This window comes from Paenibacillus sp. AK002 (genome assembly GCF_053903045.1).
The window spans coordinates 617,818-635,216 of the sequence record NZ_CP096377.1; the positions used below are offsets into that span (position 1 = coordinate 617,818).

The 17,399-nt window shown below is 52.5% G+C and carries 15 protein-coding genes; 13 read left to right on the top strand and 2 right to left on the bottom strand.

The window, feature by feature from the left end; genetic code table 11:
* Positions 1–85 precede the first annotated feature (85 nt).
* Positions 86–1,717 carry an ATP-binding protein gene (locus tag M1D70_RS02615; protein ID WP_456289052.1) on the top strand — a complete coding sequence of 544 codons (1,632 nt, stop codon included), beginning with the start codon at positions 86–88 and terminating at the stop codon, positions 1,715–1,717.
* 128 nt (positions 1,718–1,845) lie between these two features.
* On the opposite strand, the gene M1D70_RS02620 is transcribed toward M1D70_RS02615, so the two are convergent.
* Together M1D70_RS02620 and M1D70_RS02625 are read right to left on the bottom strand one after the other, a co-directional pair.
* Positions 1,846–2,304 carry an SAM-dependent methyltransferase gene (locus M1D70_RS02620; protein WP_456289053.1) on the bottom strand — a complete coding sequence of 153 codons (459 nt, stop codon included), beginning with the start codon at positions 2,302–2,304 and terminating at the stop codon, positions 1,846–1,848.
* Positions 2,305–2,323: 19 nt separating this feature from the next.
* Positions 2,324–3,142, bottom strand: coding sequence for an AraC family transcriptional regulator (locus M1D70_RS02625; protein WP_456289054.1), 819 nt, complete (start codon positions 3,140–3,142; stop codon positions 2,324–2,326).
* Between the two features lie 181 nt (positions 3,143–3,323).
* Here M1D70_RS02625 and M1D70_RS02630 point away from each other — a divergent pair, with 181 nt between their 5' ends.
* The 12 genes from M1D70_RS02630 to M1D70_RS02685 all read left to right on the top strand — a co-directional run bounded on the left by M1D70_RS02630 (position 3,324) and on the right by M1D70_RS02685 (position 17,386).
* A complete protein-coding gene (locus M1D70_RS02630; protein WP_009589496.1) occupies positions 3,324–3,776 on the top strand; it encodes an SRPBCC domain-containing protein in 453 nt (150 codons plus the stop codon).
* 358 nt (positions 3,777–4,134) lie between these two features.
* Complete coding sequence (locus M1D70_RS02635; protein WP_456289055.1) at positions 4,135–5,466, top strand: hypothetical protein; 1,332 nt, start codon at positions 4,135–4,137, stop codon at positions 5,464–5,466.
* A gap of 35 nt (positions 5,467–5,501) precedes the next feature.
* Complete coding sequence (locus M1D70_RS02640; RefSeq protein ID WP_456289056.1) at positions 5,502–5,642, top strand: hypothetical protein; 141 nt, start codon at positions 5,502–5,504, stop codon at positions 5,640–5,642.
* A 254-nt stretch (positions 5,643–5,896) separates the two neighbouring features.
* Complete coding sequence (locus M1D70_RS02645) at positions 5,897–7,075, top strand: IS110 family RNA-guided transposase (protein ID WP_456289057.1); 1,179 nt, start codon at positions 5,897–5,899, stop codon at positions 7,073–7,075.
* Between the two features lie 218 nt (positions 7,076–7,293).
* Positions 7,294–8,310, top strand: coding sequence for an NAD-dependent epimerase/dehydratase family protein (locus tag M1D70_RS02650; RefSeq protein WP_456289058.1), 1,017 nt, complete (start codon positions 7,294–7,296; stop codon positions 8,308–8,310).
* Positions 8,310–9,392 (top strand): dihydrodipicolinate synthase family protein, encoded by a 1,083-nt coding sequence (locus M1D70_RS02655; RefSeq protein WP_456289059.1) that lies wholly within the window; start codon positions 8,310–8,312, stop codon positions 9,390–9,392. Before M1D70_RS02650 ends, M1D70_RS02655 begins: the two co-directional genes overlap by 1 nt.
* 39 nt (positions 9,393–9,431) lie before the next feature.
* A complete protein-coding gene (gene sdaAB / locus M1D70_RS02660; RefSeq protein WP_009595685.1) occupies positions 9,432–10,115 on the top strand; it encodes an L-serine ammonia-lyase, iron-sulfur-dependent subunit beta in 684 nt (227 codons plus the stop codon).
* A complete protein-coding gene (gene sdaAA, locus M1D70_RS02665; RefSeq protein WP_009595682.1) occupies positions 10,112–11,041 on the top strand; it encodes an L-serine ammonia-lyase, iron-sulfur-dependent, subunit alpha in 930 nt (309 codons plus the stop codon). The genes sdaAB and sdaAA overlap by 4 nt, the downstream gene beginning before the upstream one ends.
* Positions 11,042–11,551: 510 nt before the next feature.
* Positions 11,552–13,159 (top strand): extracellular solute-binding protein, encoded by a 1,608-nt coding sequence (locus M1D70_RS02670; protein WP_009595683.1) that lies wholly within the window; start codon positions 11,552–11,554, stop codon positions 13,157–13,159.
* Between the two features lie 80 nt (positions 13,160–13,239).
* Complete coding sequence (locus M1D70_RS02675) at positions 13,240–14,205, top strand: ABC transporter permease (protein WP_009595687.1); 966 nt, start codon at positions 13,240–13,242, stop codon at positions 14,203–14,205.
* On the top strand, positions 14,199–15,080 hold the full coding sequence (locus M1D70_RS02680) for a carbohydrate ABC transporter permease (RefSeq protein WP_009595681.1): 882 nt from the start codon (positions 14,199–14,201) through the stop codon (positions 15,078–15,080). Before M1D70_RS02675 ends, M1D70_RS02680 begins: the two co-directional genes overlap by 7 nt.
* Positions 15,081–15,145: 65 nt before the next feature.
* A complete protein-coding gene (locus M1D70_RS02685) occupies positions 15,146–17,386 on the top strand; it encodes a helix-turn-helix domain-containing protein (protein ID WP_433938202.1) in 2,241 nt (746 codons plus the stop codon).
* Positions 17,387–17,399: the final 13 nt, after the last annotated feature.

Below are 17,399 nucleotides of genomic sequence, written 5' to 3' on the forward strand. Positions count from 1 at the left end.
GTTTACGGTTGGGCTCCATTTGCCGATAAAAGTGTTAGAATAAACATATGTGACATGAAAGTGGCAGTATGAAAAAAAGGGGTATGTGATTTTGAACAATCGATTTGGTGTGATAACCGATCAGGAGATCATTCAACAAGCAAAGCAGCAGTGTATAGACAAGGGGATGAACCCGGAGCTTCTTCCAACACATACTTATCGATTGAATGCTGAAGCATTGGCTGCAAGGCGTGCCAAATATAACGAATATATCGAAGTGATCCAAGTCTTCGTGAATAAATTCCTTTCCTCCGGTTCCGGGAACCCTGTCGTGATTACGATGACGGATAACGAGGGCTTCATTCTTGACATGGAAGGGGACCCGACCATCATAGAAACGGCCCGTTATTTGGGCATCATGGAGGGCAGCGGGTATTCCCAAGAAGACGGCCCCAGCTCGATTGATCTGTGCCTTCGGTACAAACGGCCGTTTACGTTGATAGGAGAAGATCATTTTCATCACATTCTTCACCGCATGGCGTGTTATTCGGCTCCCTTTCACGGCGAAGATGGGAAGGCGATCATAGGGACGATCTCCCTAATGACGAACGAGGAGTTTGTTCACCCGCATTTATATGCCTTGCTCTGCACGATGGCCGATTCCCTGGAGCGGGAGATGGTGACCCGCAAACAGAACACGCAGCTGCAAACCCTTAACCAAGTTCTGCTGGGAACGAAGCATTACGGCGTGATCATCACCGATGCGGAGGGCCAGATCCTGCAGATGAACGAAACCAGCTTAAGCCTGCTGTGCCCGGATGCCGGCGACCGTGACCGGACGAAATACGTGGGCCGCCCGGTGTTCGGCATCGAGCCGATTGGCGAGTATTATGAGCGGGTGATACACGGACAGGAGATTTGCATCGGAGAAGAGCTGTCCCTTGAGATATCCGGAAGCATGCACCACTATATCCTGGATGTTCAGCCGGTGTATGACCGGGAAAGGCAGCTTATGCGGGTCGTGGGCTCCCTGCGCGACATTACGGAGATGAAGCGTACGGAGGAAGTGCTGCGGAATACGGAGAAGCTGGTGTTTGCCGGCCAGGTTGCCGTCAGCATCGCCCATGAAGTCCGCAATCCCCTCACGACGGTAAAAGGAATGCTTCAGCTGGCCAATAAGGATGCCGCTCTCCGGCACTATGACCTGATCATGTCCGAGCTGGAACGGGCCAATCTGATGGTAGGGGAATTCATGATCCTGGGCAAACCCCAGGCGGCTGTGTTTAAGCTTGAGAATTGCGGCGAGATTTTGGAGGAAGTGCTTCATTTGTTCGCCATTCAGGCGAGCCTTGGCGGCATAAAGATGACTCAATGCTTCGGCCGGAATGCAACGATTCTGTGCGACCGGAACCAGATCAAGCAAGTTTTTCTCAATATCCTGAAAAATGCGATGGAGGCCCTGCCGTATGGCGGAAACATTCACATCCAGATGGATGTGGAGGATGGATATCAACGAGTGACCTTTACCGATAACGGCTCCGGCATGACGGAGGACGTGCTTCGGCGGATTGGGGAACCCTTCCATACCACCAAGCCGGACGGCAATGGGCTGGGCATCATGATCGTCCAGCGCATCATGGAGAGCCACAATGGCCGGATCGTCATCCGCAGCGAGGAAGAGCGCGGAACATCGGTCGAGATCCGTCTGCCGATCTCGGGCCAGAGCCTCTCTAATTAATCTGATTAACAATTAAGGTTATGCAGCATGTTGCGGATCAACAGAAACAGCGCTGGCTTAGGCCGGTCCTTGAACCTTGAAGGACAGGCTGCAGCGCTGTTTTTTTGTAATATGAAGTATTCTCATCATTATTCCCAGTAACGGGACATGATGTCCGCAGCCCATTCGGGCTGCTTGATCTTTGTCTTCGGCAAAAATTCTTCCATGACAGGCTTGATATCAACGACGGGAGTCCCGTCTACGGCATCCAGCCCTTTAACGAAAACGGACCTGCCCTCTCTGCTTATCAACTCCACTATGGTGGCTCCCAGCTTGTTGGGACGGTTCTTGCCGCGCTGGGCGAAGATACCGACCTTGGGAAAGCTCGGATTATTCCGCGGATGTCTCGCCGCATATTGGATGCTGTCGTCCTGGACGAGATGGAAGACATAGATGATTTCAAGGTGGCTGAACGTTTCAACCCCATCCAGGGAGCTTTCATTCCATTCTTCGCCAAGCTTGATCTCCGAGATGACATCCCCCCAGTAATCATCCTGAATCGCCTTTCTTTCGTTATGGATCGTTCCGATCGCCTGGAGCGTATACATGCTGTTACCTCCCTTAGATTTATCGTTCCTTCATATAAACTTCGGGCGTCCTACCGATCACCGCTTTAAAATCCCGGATAAAATGCGACTGGTCATAATAACCCATATCCATGGCCAGCTCCAGCACATCCTGATGATCGGGGCCTTCGAGCATTTCGGCGGCATTCTGCAGCCGGTACAAGCGAATCACCCATTTAGGGCTTACTCCAACGTATTGCTTGAACAGGCGCTGAAGTGATCTCGGGCTCATCTGGAACCATTCGCTAACCTGCTCGACCCGAATGATGTCCCGGTTGTGATGAATTTGGTCGATCATGGCATGAATCCGTTCGATCTGTTCATCCTCTTCGGGAAGAATGCGGCGAATAAGCTCCTCCATGTACCTAACCTTGTGCTCCGGCTCCTCTGCGGTCAATAGCTCCTGCTCCAGCTTATGGGGCTCAACTTGGAGAATCTCCATGGTTCCTATGGAGGAATCCGTCAGGCGGTCCATGGACGTGTTCATGAACGGATAGAATCCGCCGGGTCTGAACTTGACGCCGAATACTTGCCCCCTGCCCTCCAGATGGTGCGAATGCCTCGTGCTGGCTACGCCGTAAAAAGCGGTCCGACGGGGTTGAACGACCAGATTGGCGCAAGGATTAGGAACAACATCCTGCAGATGAGATTCGTGATCGGTTAAATCCCAATGAATGATCCAATAATGCTTGATGAAATGGGAAAGGTCCTCCGACGGGGGACGCGCAGGAGCTGGAATTTCTCTCCGGCTTTTTTCATGTTCAAGATGCCGAGGCTGGGCTGATGAGAATGCTGAATCATGGATATAAACACCTCCCATAACTCCGTAGCAGGCCTGGATTGATGGACCACTGGCCTCCACGGGACTTGAGCTTGAAGTGCTTCCGCAGGTTGCAGCCTGTCGCATTTTTACAATACTTGGATCGCGGCTGCTTGATAACATCATCATATCACAGTAGGACAAGCTGGTTTTTCGTATTTCAAGATGGGAGGAAACTAAAATGGAGCCGTTACATTATGAGTTTTATATCGGAGCTTCGCAGGAGAAGGTATGGGATGTCTTAACTTCGCCGGAGGGAACGCGGGCCACCTTTTTCGGGAGTGAACTGAGATCTTCTTTTCAAGTTGGGGAGCCTTACGCTTATGTGGGACCGGGGAATGACGGGGAGGAGACGGTTCATGTCTATGGGAATGTTCTGGCTTATGAGCGGCAGAAGACACTGAGCCTGTCCGAGCACCCGGGCCCGTCGTATTACGCGAATCATGAGGAGCTGGAGTCCCGCATTACGTTCACCCTTGAGCCGATAGGCAATTGTACCAAGCTAACGCTCGTCAATGATCAATACACGCCGGATCATCCGTCCCGCGCCAAGGCAGCGGACAGCTGGTGGATGGTCATGAGCATTCTGAAGACCTATGCGGAGACGGGGGAGACCCTGGATTTGGGCTGGTAGCCTTATAGCAATAAATCGGCGTATGAAAGGCAGGATCCAAGGATGCCTCGGGCCGCGCACACCATGCGCATGATTCATGAATCCGTTATATATCCGGAAAAGAAATCGATTCAAGAGCCGTAATGGCTCTTTTTTTTTCTTGCTTATGGGTATGTGCTTGTTCTGGATCGCGGCGTCATGATGGTTATCGCATGAGACACCAAGTCAACTCTCAAGCAGCACGCAGGGTGCATTCGTTTATGCAGGGAGGACCGCGTTTCGCTTGCCAAATTTTCGATAGCGGTTATGATTTAGGTATCCGTACCGGCCTGCTCATGCACGGCTTCTCGGAAATGGGAAAGATGGGAGTGAAGGCATCATGACGGAGCGGACCCGCCCCCCTGTCCAGCAAATCCGTATCGGTATTATCGGAACCCGGACGATCGTTGACAAGATCATGAAGGTTATTGAAACCTTTCCTTCCTTTGACCCTGCGCCGCTGGTTTTCCAGGATGAAGACGAAGCCCCTGCACTGGCGGAGCGGATCGGGAGCGAGGTCGAAGTGTTGTTCCTCTCGGATCCGTTGTCCCAGCGCAAGGTGAAGGAGCTCGGTCAGGTCAAGATCCCTGTACATTACGTTCCCGTCACAGACGCGGGTTTATATAAAGCGCTGTTCCATGCCGGGCAGCAGGAACGACTGGATGGAGGCATATCGGTGGACACCTTAACCGAGACAATGGTGGTTCGGACCATGAAGGATCTGGGCATCCCTGCCGTACAGGCTGTCGTCTACGATGGGCCGGCTTACGCCCCGAAGAGCAGCCTGATCGCGTTTCATCGCCATCAATACGAATCCGGCGGGTGCTCTGTTGCATTCACGGGCGTGGAATCCGTGGCCCAAGAACTGACGCGGCTCGGAATACCCAATGAATGGCTGCTTCCTTCCGATCAGGATATCGTGGTATCGCTGGAGCGAGCCCTGCTGTCCACGGCATCCCGCCGCAGCTGGGAAGGCCAGATTGTGGTCGGGATGATAAATATAGACGATTTCGGCACGCAGGCGCTGAGACGGAACAGTGAGCATGAGGTGCAGAAGCTGAAGCTGGATATTCACCGGATGGTGCTCGACTACGTGGAATCCCTGGATGGTTATCTGACCCATCTGGGCGGGGATGAGTATCTGTTTTTCACGACGCGCGGCATCTTCGAACGGGAAACCGGAGGTTACAAAACGATTCCCTTGGCCAAAGACGTGAACAAAACCTACGGCATTTCGCTCAGCATCGGCATGGGATTCGGCCGGTCGGCCAGCATGGCCGGAACCCATGCGCGCATCGCGATGCGGAAGTCCAAGGAGGTTGGCGGCAACGCCTGTTTTATCGTGCGTGAGGATGGTACGCTGATAGGGCCGCTGGAAATGGCCGATCCCGTGCTGGAGGTGCTATCCTTTACGGATGCAGGGCTGATCAAGCGAGCAGAGGATGCGGGCATGACGAGCGCCTATTTGAGCAAGCTGCTGAACCAGCGCGCCCGTTCGGGTAAATACGAATACAAGGTCCATGAGCTCGCCCACCTGCTGGACATTACCGTCCGCAGCGCGCATCGCCTGCTTCAGCTGTGGACCGACAACGGGTTGGTGGAGATTTCGGGGCTCGAGAAGGTGCCGAGGGGAAGGCCGCGGCAAATCTTCCGATTTGCATTTTTGGAATAAAATATTCGTTATGTCCTATAATGGAGGATGAGGTGATGGACTTGAAGAGAACGAGTGCCCCGTTTTCCCGCTTTGAGAAAATCTTCATCTTTACGCTGCTCGGACTGGCTTCCCTTTTTATCGCTGCCTTCTTCATGCTTCGATATATCGTGCAGAACGTTTCGTTTGCTCCCTGACATCAGGGGGCTTTCGTATTATTAGGTCAGCCAGAGATTTCTGGTTGGCCTATTTTTGTAGGCATTATACGATGGTGGTAGCCGGGAGAACGAAGGTGGCTTAGGGACGCAGATCCCGTCAAAAAAACGGTTCTCTCACTACCGTCCAACGACTATGTTTGAGCTGGTAGAGGCTTTAGACCTCGCATCACAAGCGAAGCTATGGGGTTGGAGACCATGTGGGAAGGCCGGTAAATCGAATCAAGGAGGTTATTATGCAGCCAGTAGTAGGAATAGACGTGGCCAAAGGGGTTAGCGTTATCCAAGCCTTTATCGGTCGCGAAAAACCCTTCGGGAGGATGGAGAAGCTTCATCATGGGCCGGAAGGTTTTGAACAGCTAGGGGAACTGTTAGGAACACTCAAACATAAAAGTGGCGTCGAGCCCGTTGTTGTCCTTGAGGCGACCGGACATTACCATCGAAGTCTGGTAGGGTATCTTAAACGCAGTGGATGGACTCATTACATCGTCAACCCTCTGCAAGCCAAACGATCGAAAGGCACGCAACTTCGCAAGGTGAAAACAGATGCAGCAGATGCATGGCATTTGGCTGAGATGTACTACCGAGGGGACGTTAAAGCGCATCGAGAGTGGGAGGAAACCTACACCGAACTTCAACACTTAACGAGGCAACATGAGTTTGTAACCGCGATGTACGTACAAGCCAAGTTAAACAGCAGAGCTTTGCTTGAGCAAGTGTTTCCGGACTTCATCGGATTATTTCATAATTTGTATGCGACCACATCATTAAAAGTGCTAAAGCGATGTTTGGAGAATAAGGTCGAAGATGTGGGTGATCTCATCCTTGAATGTGTAGGTAAATCCCACTCCAAAGGATGGATTACGGAGAAAACAAAACGGTTGAAAGAACTCTTGTTGGGCTGGAAAACACAAGAGAGGAGTCAATCTCAGAGCATAGCGTTGACTAGCATGGTCTCCCTGCTGTTGGAATTCGATAAGCAGTTAAATTATTTGGAAAAGCAGATGGAAGAACTGGCTAAGGAGTTGCCTGAAGTGGAATTGATCAAAAGTATCCCGGGTGTAGGGAACAAACTTGCGGCAGCCATCGTGGCAGAGCTTGGCGATGCAAGTCAGTTCAAGGATGCGAAGCAACTTGTAGCCTACGCAGGATTAGATCCGGGGATCTACAGCTCAGGAAAATTCACGGCTACAAGCAACCGGATCACGAAACGAGGCTCAAAAAGACTACGGCGAGCACTCTATCTTGCCGTACAGTGCGGAATTCGCAGACATGCAAACCGCAGGATAAGTGATTACTACGACAAAAAAAGAAAAGAGGGCAAGCTCTACAAGGTGGTCGTGATCGCTTGCGCCAACAAGCTTCTCCATCACATTTATGCCATCCTAAGTAAAAGCGAACCCTACAAAGCCTAAAAACCATATTTTCCCATAACCTTCACGCCAATGAAGGTTATTTGTGCTGTTTAGAAAAGTATATCAGTATTCTATTATTTAACCAAGTTGTAATGCTTGACAAGTATTAGCTGGTTTTTTTGTGTGCTGTTTATTTAAAGACGATTTAAAGATTTGTCTTTATATCAAACGGGGCCGTATGATGAAGAAGAATCATCATTCGGAGGAGGAGATTGTTCATGTTAACCGTAGAAGCATTAGAAGCGAAGCTGGCGGAGCCTTCAGCACAGCTTGTTGCCGATTTGGCGTCTTTGGAAGGGGATATCCTGGTGCTTGGCGTCGGCGGAAAAATGGGTCCCAGCCTTGCAAGGCTGGCCGCTAACGCCGTGCGCGAAGGCGGTGGCGGCAAACGGATCATCGGCGTATCCCGGTTCTCGAACCAGGAGGCCAGGCGTGAGCTGGAAGAGGCGGGCATCCAGACGATATCGTGCGACCTGCTGAACGACGGGGAGCTGCAGCAGCTGCCCGAGGCTCCAAACGTGATCTATATGGCCGGCAACAAATTCGGCACGACCGGCCGCGAATATTTTACTTGGGCGATGAACTCGTATTTGCCGGGCCGGGTGGCCGAGAAATTCAAGCAATCCCGCATGGTGGTGTTCTCATCGGGGAATGTGTATCCGTTCTCTCCGGTGGGCAGCGGTGGAGTCAACGAATCCGTTGCGCCGGAGCCGGTCGGGGAATATGCGCAATCCTGTCTCGGCAGAGAGCGCGTCTTTGAATATTTCTCCCACCAGAACGGTACGCCGATGGCAATCTACCGTCTGAATTACGCCATCGATATGCGGTATGGCGTTCTGCATGAGCTCGCCAGATCGATCCATGAGGACCGGCCGATTCACCTGGCGATGGGGCATGCGAATATCATATGGCAAGGGGATGCCAACGAGATGGCGCTCCGTTCGCTCCTGCATTGCAGCTCGCCTCCCGAAATCATCAACATTACCGGACCGGAGACGATGTCGATCCGCTGGGCGGCACAGGAATTGGCGGCACGGATGGGCAAGGAAGTGACCTTTACAGGTACGGAATCCGAGACCGCACTCCTGAACAACGCCTCGAAATCCCACCAACTCTTCGGATATCCGAAGGTGTCTCTGCTGCAGATGCTGGATTGGACGGCAGCATGGGTGCAATCCGGCGGCGAGAGCTGGAACAAGCCGACGCACTTCCAAGAGAGAAGGGGGAAATTCTAATGAGCGGACAGATTCCTGCAATGCAGAGGTTGGCCCCCGAGAAGCTGAAAGCTCTTCACGAAGGGCTCGTCATACCGGCGCATCCGCTGGCTTTGGACGAGAACCGGAAGCTGGACGAACGCCGCCAGCGGGCATTGACCCGCTATTACGCCGCATCCGGTGCGGGCGGTGTGGCGGTCGGCGTTCACTCTACCCAATTCGAGATCCGCGATAAAGGCATTGACTTGTACGAACCGGTGCTGCGGCTCGCGGTGGAAGAGGTCCGCAGGGCAGAGCTTGACCGGCCCTTCTTGATGGTGGCCGGCGTGTGCGGCCCCACGGAGCAAGCCGTGGAGGAAACGGAGATTGCCCGCAGGCTCGGCTATGATGCCGTCCTGCTCAGCATGGGCGGGTTAAGCGGCTGGAGTGAAGAGGATATTCTGAAGCGCACGGAAGAGATCGCGCAGAGAATGCCGGTGATCGGGTTCTATCTTCAGCCATCGGTTGGCGGCAACATCTTCTCCTTCGAATTCTGGCGTGCCTTCGCAGAAATTCCGAATATCGTAGCGATCAAGATGGCCCCCTTCAACCGCTACCAGACGATTGACGTCGTTCGTGCCGTCTGTTATTCGAGCCGTAGAGACGATATTGCGCTCTATACGGGGAATGACGATAACATCGTCAACGATTTGCTGACGACCTATCGATTCCAGGTGGACGGAACGCCGGTCGCCAAGCCTATCGTCGGCGGTCTGCTCGGTCACTGGGCGGTCTGGACCAGGAAAGCGGTGGAGCTGCTGGAGGAAATCAAAGAGGCGCGCAAGCAGGAGCAGTTCGCGAAGGAATGGCTGACGCGCAACGTCGAGATTACCGACTCCAACGCGGCCTTCTTCGATCCCGCGCATCAGTTTGCGGGCTGTATCCCGGGCATTCATGAGGTGCTCCGCAGACAGGGACTGCTGCAAGGCACATGGTGCCTGAATCCGCATGAAACGCTGTCTCCCGGACAATCGGAAGAGATTGATCGGGTCTACCGGGATTATCCCCATTTAAACGATGACGATTTTATTCGGGAGCACTTGGAAAGTTGGCTGGCAGACTGATACAATGAGGGCAGAATAGTCGAAAGTGGGGAATCGCGCATGCGGTTTAAAGATGTGTTTTCTATTATTGGGCCCAGCATGGTGGGGCCGTCAAGCTCCCATACCGCTGGGGCCGTGCGGATCGGAAGAGCCGCGCGGCGCATATTTGGAGCATTCCCCGATCAGGCGGAAATTGTGTTCTATGGATCTTTTGCCGAAACCTACCGCGGCCACGGCACCGATCTGGCTGTCGTAGGCGGGCTGCTTGATTTTGCCACGGACGATATGCGCATCCGGAATTCGATCGAGCTTGCCGAAGCGGCAGGCATTGAACTTACCTTCAAGACGGCACAGAATGTGGCCTTTCACCCGAATACCGTGGAGCTGAGGCTGATGGGCGGCGATCATACCGATGTCATTGCAGGCGCTTCCATTGGCGGAGGCAGCGTGGAAATGCTGCGCGTGAACGGTTTCGACGTCAAGTTTACGATGAATTATCCGGTGCTGCTGGTCTTTCATGACGATACGCCGGGCATGGTCGCGCATATCACCCGGCTCCTGGAGGCCGGCGGCGTCAACATTGCCTATATGGACGTGGACCGCAAGGGAAGGGGCGGCGATGCCATGACGGTGGTGGAGTCGGACGAAGCGGTTCCGGCCGAATTGATGAAGCATATCGAAGGACTGCCGAGCGTGCATCGCGTCGTCATCGCGGATTTGACAGTAGAGGAGGCGCAGTCATGAAGTTTTCTACGCTGGAGCAGATCATTGCATGCTGTCGGGAGGATCAGGTGACGATCGGCCAGCTGATGCTGAATGAACAGATCAAGGAAACGGGGAAAAGCCGGGACGAGACGTTCAAGCAAATGGCCGATTACTACGGCATCATGAAGGAAGCGGTACACCGGGGAATCCATGAACCCGTCCCTTCCAAAAGCGGCCTGACCGGCGGCGATGCCGTGCGCGTTCATCAATATATGAGCAGCGGGGTGCCCGCGCTTGGTACCGACGCTTGCACGGCGCTGGCCTACGCCCTGTCCGTGTCCGAGGTAAATGCCTCCATGGGGCGCATCGTAGCGACGCCGACGGCGGGCTCATGCGGCATTATTCCCGGGGTGTTCGTCAGCACGCAGGAACGCTTCGGCTGGGAAGACGAGCATTTGGTGATGGGGCTGTTCAGCGCAGGCGCAATCGGCTACGTCATTGCCAATAACTCGTTTATTTCCGGTGCGGAGGGCGGCTGCCAAGCTGAAGTCGGCTCAGCTATCGGTATGGCGGCAGGCGCTTTGACGGAGCTGCGGGGCGGCACGCCGGAGCAGGCCGTTCACGCCGTCGGACTTGCGCTCAAGAATTCCTTGGGACTTATCTGCGACCCGGTGGGCGGGCTGGTCGAGATTCCTTGCATCGTGCGCAACGGCTTCGGCGCGGTGACGGCGCTGGCGGCATCGGATATGGCGCTTGCCGGCGTGCGCAGCGTCATTCCATCCGACGAAGTGATCGACGTGATGCTGGAGGTTGGCACGGCCATGCCGTCCAAGCACAGGGAAACAGCGAAGGGCGGACTTGCGCAGACGCCGACCGGCAAGAAAATCCTGAAGGATCTATACGGCAAGGAAGGCAAAAAATTGCGGGAGCAGGGTGCCAAAGCGAAGAAGGACGGAAACGAGTGATTGAATTCACACCCGTTTTGATAGATCGCCGATGACGTTCTGCTTCAAGAATATACGATGGGGAAGAGAAGAAATTTAACATCTTCCGTGAGGGATTTCGTGATGAAATCCCTCTATTTTTTTATCTATTTCTACCGCTTTAGCATTTTCCACATGCTCAAAAAGCCTGATGCTATGCGGGTTTTCGGCATTTCGCCCGCTTGAAGAAGAAAAAACGCCATCTCGCAGAAATACGCTTCTTTACGAATCTTGGAAGCGTTTTTATGATGTGGATGGGTAGAAAATTCCGTGCCGGACACTCGGCAGCGGATGCCCGATCATTTTAGAATATTCCTGCGACAGGCCGGGATCTTCGCCAACAAGGAGGCATGGTAGGAAACATTAAGCATGCGAAGCGCAGACCGGATGAGTAAGCCGACACACAGATGAGAAGAAATGACGGGGGTAGAGTAGCGATCGCACAGATTCAGTCAGCCGCATTCAAATGATGGATTTAGAGGAGGAACGCAAATGACAAAAAAATGGTTTCGTATGGCACTCGTGTTCACATTAATCATTTCGATCCTGGCCGCATGCAGCGGAGGAAATAAAGAGGCAGCTCCCGAAACGGACGGAGAAACAGCACCTCCAACGGCACCGGCAGATCCGGATCAATATGGGGATACTGGCGGTCTCGCGCTTCCGCTGGTCGATAAACCGACAACGATCAATTGGATGGTCGTCAGCGAGAAAACCAACCTGAATGATTCCTTGTTTGCCAAGGAGATCGAGAAGCGAACCGGAATCAAAGTGAATTTCCAAGCTTATTCTTCGGCTACGTTTCAAGACAAGCTGAAAGTAACCGTTGCATCCGGCAAGCTCCCGGACATCATCCACGGATTGACGCCACCGGAGCTGAAGAAGATCGGCAAACAGAAAGCGGTCGTTGCTATTAACGAATATCTCGACATGCTGCCGAACTTCAAAAAAATGTATGTGGACGAGAATCCTTGGGTCATTCCGTCCTACGGAGACGAATCCGGCAACATCTATACCTGGCCGGTTGCAAACATCAACCGTGACGTGAACCACGGCTTCCTGTACCGCAAAGACATCTTCGATGAGCTGGGCATCAAGGAATGGACGAATACCGACGAATTTTATCAGGCCCTCAAAAAGTTGAAGGAAGCCTATCCGGATTCCTATCCTTACGCCTCCAAAACGAAAGAGCACATTTTCCGCGATTGGGCCTTCGGCTGGGGAATCGGCGGAGCCAACTATCCGACGTATTACGACGAGACGGCCAAGGTATGGAAGTACGCTACCATACAGCCAGAGCACAAAGAAATGCTCGATTTCATGAAGAAGCTGTACAACGAGGGACTCCTCGATCCGGAATTCATGACGGACACCGACGATTCCTGGACGGCGAAAATGACGTCAGGCAATAAATCCTTTGTCACCTATGACTGGATCGGACGTTTGGACCTGTTCTACAACCAGGTCAAGGACCAAAATCCGAACTATGATCTGCGATACGGCAATCCGGTCGGGCCGACCGGAAACGGCAAGACGATTGAGAGCATTACGAACGGCTTCAGCATCGCGGTAGCCAACAATGACAACAAGGAAGCTTCCCTGAAGCTGCTCGATTACCTGACGAGCCCGTCCGGCGCCACGCTGGTGACGATGGGCGTGGAAGGCGAGACGTTCAAGATGGAAGGCGATAAAGCCGTCTATCCGGAGCTGACCGACGTGCCGCTGGTGGATATCAGCGTGCTGGAGGATCGCTATGGCCTGTGGCTGCAAGGAGTGTATGTCAATTCCGACAAGCGCAGCGTGTACTTCAACTATACGGAGAAGGAGCAGGAGGCTCAGGATAAGCTCCTGAACGGCAATAAATTCGAGCCGCTGGATCCGGTCGTGAACTTTACGGATGACGAAACCGCAACGATTGCGGAAATCCAAACCTCGCTGAAGAAATTGGCGGATGAATTTAACGCCAAATACATTCTCAACAAAAACTACGGCGATGCGCAGTGGCAGCAATGGCAGGCACAGGCTGAGAAGCAGGGAGCCAAGCAAATCGTCGATATTTTCAACGCAGCCCAGAAGAGATTGGATGAAGCCACGAAATAATCCGCAGAAGAAATAGGAGTGATGGCGGCATCCGGGTACAACGCTCGGGTGCTGCTCATCATCTTAAAGGAGGGAACACCATGTCAAGTGCAGGGACAGAGACAAATCTCGCCAAACCCCGCGGCGGGTTTGGGAGAAGAATGGTTTCGGCCTTTCAGCATATGAAGCGGGACAGACAGCTGTTGATTCTGTTTATCCCGTGCCTGTTGTTTTATGTTATTTTCCGATACGGGCCCCTGTACGGCTTGATCATTGCCTTCAAGGACTACAGCGTATTTACCGGCATCATGGAGAGCGAATGGGTAGGGCTCAAGCATTTCGAGAAATTTTTCGGCAGTCCGGATTTCTGGCTGTTGTTCAAGAATACGCTCCTTCTTGGCGTATACAATTTGATTTTCGGCTTTCCTTTTCCCATCATTCTGGCGATACTCCTTAACGAGGTCAGAGTGAAATGGTTCAAAAAGTCGGTTCAAACGCTCAGCTATCTGCCTTCGTTCCTGTCCGTGGTCATTATAAGCAGCATGATTATCGACTTCCTGTCGCCCAATCAGGGGATCATTAACCAGCTGATCGCGGCGTTAGGTTTCGAGAAGACGTATTTTCTCATTGAGCCGAGCTGGTTTAGAACCATCTATGTTTCATCGGATATCTGGGCAACCGTCGGTTATGAGGCTATCATCTATATGGCTGCGATTGCAGGGATCAGCCCGTCGCTTTACGAAGCGGCCAAGGTGGATGGTGCCAAAAGGCGCCACATGATTTTTAAAATCACGATTCCCGCCATTCTTCCAACGATTATTATCATGTTTGTCTTGAAGACCGGGTCGATGCTTCGGATCGGATACGAAAAGGTATTGCTGCTTTACAATCCGATGACTTACGAGGTGGCGGACGTATTCTCGACTTATGTCTACCGGAAAGGCCTTCTGGAGAGCAACTATAGCTATGGCGCGGCCGTGGGCTTGTTCGAAGCCGTTGTCGCCATGATATTGCTGCTGTCCTCCAACTACTTCAGCAAGCGACTGGGAGGTAGCGGACTATGGTAAACAACAAACGATTCAGCCTTCGAAACATCTCGTTATTCGGCATTATCAACACGCTGATTCTGACATGCCTTGCCATTATTACCGTGTACCCCGTCGTCTATATCACCGCCGTTTCCCTCAGCGCGACCTCCGAAGTGGTGCAAGGGAATATCACCTTGTTTCCCAAGGGTTTTAATCTCGACGCCTATGCCCAGGTGCTGAACGACGACCGGGTGCCGCGCGCCTATCTGAATACGATTTTTTATACAGCGCTCGGTACGGCCATTAACCTGCTGCTTACGGCGGTAGCGGCTTATCCGCTCGCTCGCAAAAATTTCTTCGGGCGCAAGTTTTTCCTGCTGGCAATCATCATGACCATGTTCCTGAATCCGGGGATCATTCCGAACTACCTGATCGTATCCGAGCTTGGCCTGCTGGACAGCGTATGGGCACTCGTGCTTCCGAATGCGATCTGGACCTTCGAGCTGTTAATCCTCAAAAGCTTCTACGAGAACATGTCGGAATCCCTGCGCGAGGCAGCCGTCGTCGACGGCGCTTCCGAGTACCGCATCCTGTTCCAGATTGTGCTTCCGCTGTCCAAACCGGCGCTGGCCTCGATCGGATTGTTTTATTTCATGGGCCATTGGAACAGCTTTTTTATCCCGCTGATTTACCTGAACGACGCGAATATGTACCCGCTTCAGGTCGTGCTTCGCGATATGCTGATTTTCAGCGAGAACGGAAGCAACCCGAGCCTGGTGGATGCGTCGGCGCTTGCTCCGCAGGCCATGAAGAACGCAACGATCGTGTTGTCGATGATTCCGGTGCTGCTGATCTATCCGTTTGCCCAGAAGTATTTTGCCAAAGGGGTCATGCTCGGTTCCGAAAAGGGGTGATGGGAAGGTGCCGGGGGCTATCATGTTGAATATGAAGGGATGACATCCAAGAGAGGTGAATCCGTATGAATCGATTGATCGCCAACAGAGGCTTGCTCCAGATTTTCTTCGCTCTGCAACTGGTCATCGGCATCATGTTCATATTCAATTACATCGTGTACAAGAATTCCATTACCGGAATTTACGACAAGGTGAGCGAGAACAACCGGATGGTGATCAGAAATATTATTCAGTCGTTTGATACCAGTTTCTCCTCCATTAACAATTTGATTTTTAACATTCATGCGCTTCCTTCGGACCGGATGCAGTTGGATAACGGCAAACTTGACATGGAGAAAGTCATCTCTCTGCAGGACAGCGTCACCAGCATCGTATCCAACGTGGATATCGTGGAAGATGTGGTCATTTCGTTCGACAATCACGATTTGGCCATTACGACACGCGGAACCAGCAATCTGGACGCATTGTTTGACAGGCGATACAAATCCCAGAAGTTCAACTCGATGTTCTGGAAGACGTTTACCCGATCGGAGCACGAGCTTACGGTTTTTCCAGCGGAGGTTTATGCGGATCAGAGCAGCGGGTACGGCCGGAACCTGATGATAGCCGTAGACGGCAACAAGGTCAGAATGTCGAACAAAAACCTGATGATTCTGATTAACGTGAACCGGCTGCTTAAGGGGATCGATTTGAATTCCATGATTCCCGGGGCCTCGCTCATCGTGCTGGATGCGAACCGGAACGTCATCTTGAGCACCGAGAAGGATCTCGATCTGGTAGGCATTCTGAACGACGTGTACTTTAATCCGTCGCAGGAAGCCTCCCTCACGCACGACGATTTTGAGTACAATTTTTACAAATCGGACTATAACGGTTTTATATATATCAATAAAATGCCGTACAAGTTTCAAAATATCGATTCCGTCACCGATGCCAATACGTGGATTATGTACGGCGCGATTGTGTTAAACGTCATTCTGTCGGTGCTGCTCAGCATTTACCTGTACCGGCCGGTGAAGAACATCGTCCAGCTGCTCGGGGGCAGTTCTCTTCGAGGGAACGATTTCGTAAAAATCCAGAGCGGCATCGTCAAGGTGCAGCGGGAGAACGAATCCCTCAAGAAGCAGATGGATCTGGTGGATGAGGATATCCGCCGAAGCGTGTTCCTGCAAACGCTGGACGGCCATCACCATTCGCGCGAGCAGGAAATGCAGATGCAGAAGCACTACACGCATTTCTTCCAGTGCCGGCATTTCATGATGGCCGCCGTGTATTTGCAGCCTGCCGGCAAGGGGGCGGCCAAGTCGGATTTTGTCCTGGAAGAGCTGACGTCTCAGATCCGGGGCGGCCTGGAGGAGCGCTATGGACATGTGGTGGTTTATCATGTCGAAGAGCTGAAATTCCTAGCGTTAATCGGTCTGGATCAGCCGTCCGAGCGCAAGCAGCTGGTCAGGAAATTCGAGGAGTATATTAGGCGGTGCAACGAGGATTATCATGATACGTTCACGGTGTGGGGCTGCGTTAGCCGCACGTACGAATCCAAAATCAGCAATTGCTCCGAAGCATACCGGAATATTAAGGATGGGCGGTTGTACCGGAATGTGAATGCGGACACGGACATGGTCGATGCGGAGCAGATTCGGTACGTCCCGGATATTTATTATCCGCTTCAGAAGATCGAGAAGCTGAGCAATTGCATGCTAAGCGGCAAGGTGGATGAGGGACTGCAGATCGTGAGCGATATTTTCCAGCAGAATGCGGATCTTCGCATCCATCACCATCAGATGGTGCATATTGCGAAGAGCATGTTCTTCCTCGTCATGAAGCAGGCGGATTCGCCGTCCGTTGACCGCAACGAGCTGTTCCGGCTGGAGAGTGATTTCATCCGCAAGGTCGATCAAGCCTTCACCTATGAAGAGATTCAGAAGGCGCTGATGGAAGTGATGCGCGTGGTGGCCAATACGCGGAACCACGATCCGCGAAGCAAGCTGAATCCCGCATTCATCTCCCAATACATCGAACTGCATTACATGGAGAACCTCTATTTGGACCATATGGCCGAAGTGCTGGACACCAGCTCGAAATACTTCTCCAATTATTTCAAGAAAACATTCGGCGTCAATTACGTGGAGTACTTGAACAAAGTCCGATTATCGCATGCGCGTGAATATCTGCGGAACACGGATCTCAGCATTGCCGAAATCGGAGAGAAAACAGGGTATTCGAACTCTTCCACATTTACGACGACCTTTAAGAAATACAGCGGCGTCTCGCCGAGCGAATATCGGAAAGCATCAGGAAAATAAGGTGGAGCAGGAG

Excerpts from the sequence above, each read along its gene's own strand:
- M1D70_RS02620 (WP_456289053.1), bottom strand. The coding sequence starts at position 2,304 with ATGTATACGCTCCAGGCGATCGGAACGATCCATAACGAAAGAAAGGCG.
- M1D70_RS02625 (WP_456289054.1), bottom strand. The coding sequence starts at position 3,142 with ATGGGAGGTGTTTATATCCATGATTCAGCATTCTCATCAGCCCAGCCT.
- M1D70_RS02630 (WP_009589496.1), top strand. The coding sequence starts at position 3,324 with ATGGAGCCGTTACATTATGAGTTTTATATCGGAGCTTCGCAGGAGAAG.
- M1D70_RS02635 (WP_456289055.1), top strand. The coding sequence starts at position 4,135 with ATGACGGAGCGGACCCGCCCCCCTGTCCAGCAAATCCGTATCGGTATT.
- M1D70_RS02640 (WP_456289056.1), top strand. The coding sequence starts at position 5,502 with ATGGACTTGAAGAGAACGAGTGCCCCGTTTTCCCGCTTTGAGAAAATC.
- M1D70_RS02645 (WP_456289057.1), top strand. The coding sequence starts at position 5,897 with ATGCAGCCAGTAGTAGGAATAGACGTGGCCAAAGGGGTTAGCGTTATC.
- M1D70_RS02650 (WP_456289058.1), top strand. The coding sequence starts at position 7,294 with ATGTTAACCGTAGAAGCATTAGAAGCGAAGCTGGCGGAGCCTTCAGCA.
- M1D70_RS02655 (WP_456289059.1), top strand. The coding sequence starts at position 8,310 with ATGAGCGGACAGATTCCTGCAATGCAGAGGTTGGCCCCCGAGAAGCTG.
- sdaAB (WP_009595685.1), top strand. The coding sequence starts at position 9,432 with ATGCGGTTTAAAGATGTGTTTTCTATTATTGGGCCCAGCATGGTGGGG.
- sdaAA (WP_009595682.1), top strand. The coding sequence starts at position 10,112 with ATGAAGTTTTCTACGCTGGAGCAGATCATTGCATGCTGTCGGGAGGAT.
- M1D70_RS02670 (WP_009595683.1), top strand. The coding sequence starts at position 11,552 with ATGACAAAAAAATGGTTTCGTATGGCACTCGTGTTCACATTAATCATT.
- M1D70_RS02675 (WP_009595687.1), top strand. The coding sequence starts at position 13,240 with ATGTCAAGTGCAGGGACAGAGACAAATCTCGCCAAACCCCGCGGCGGG.
- M1D70_RS02680 (WP_009595681.1), top strand. The coding sequence starts at position 14,199 with ATGGTAAACAACAAACGATTCAGCCTTCGAAACATCTCGTTATTCGGC.
- M1D70_RS02685 (WP_433938202.1), top strand. The coding sequence starts at position 15,146 with ATGAATCGATTGATCGCCAACAGAGGCTTGCTCCAGATTTTCTTCGCT.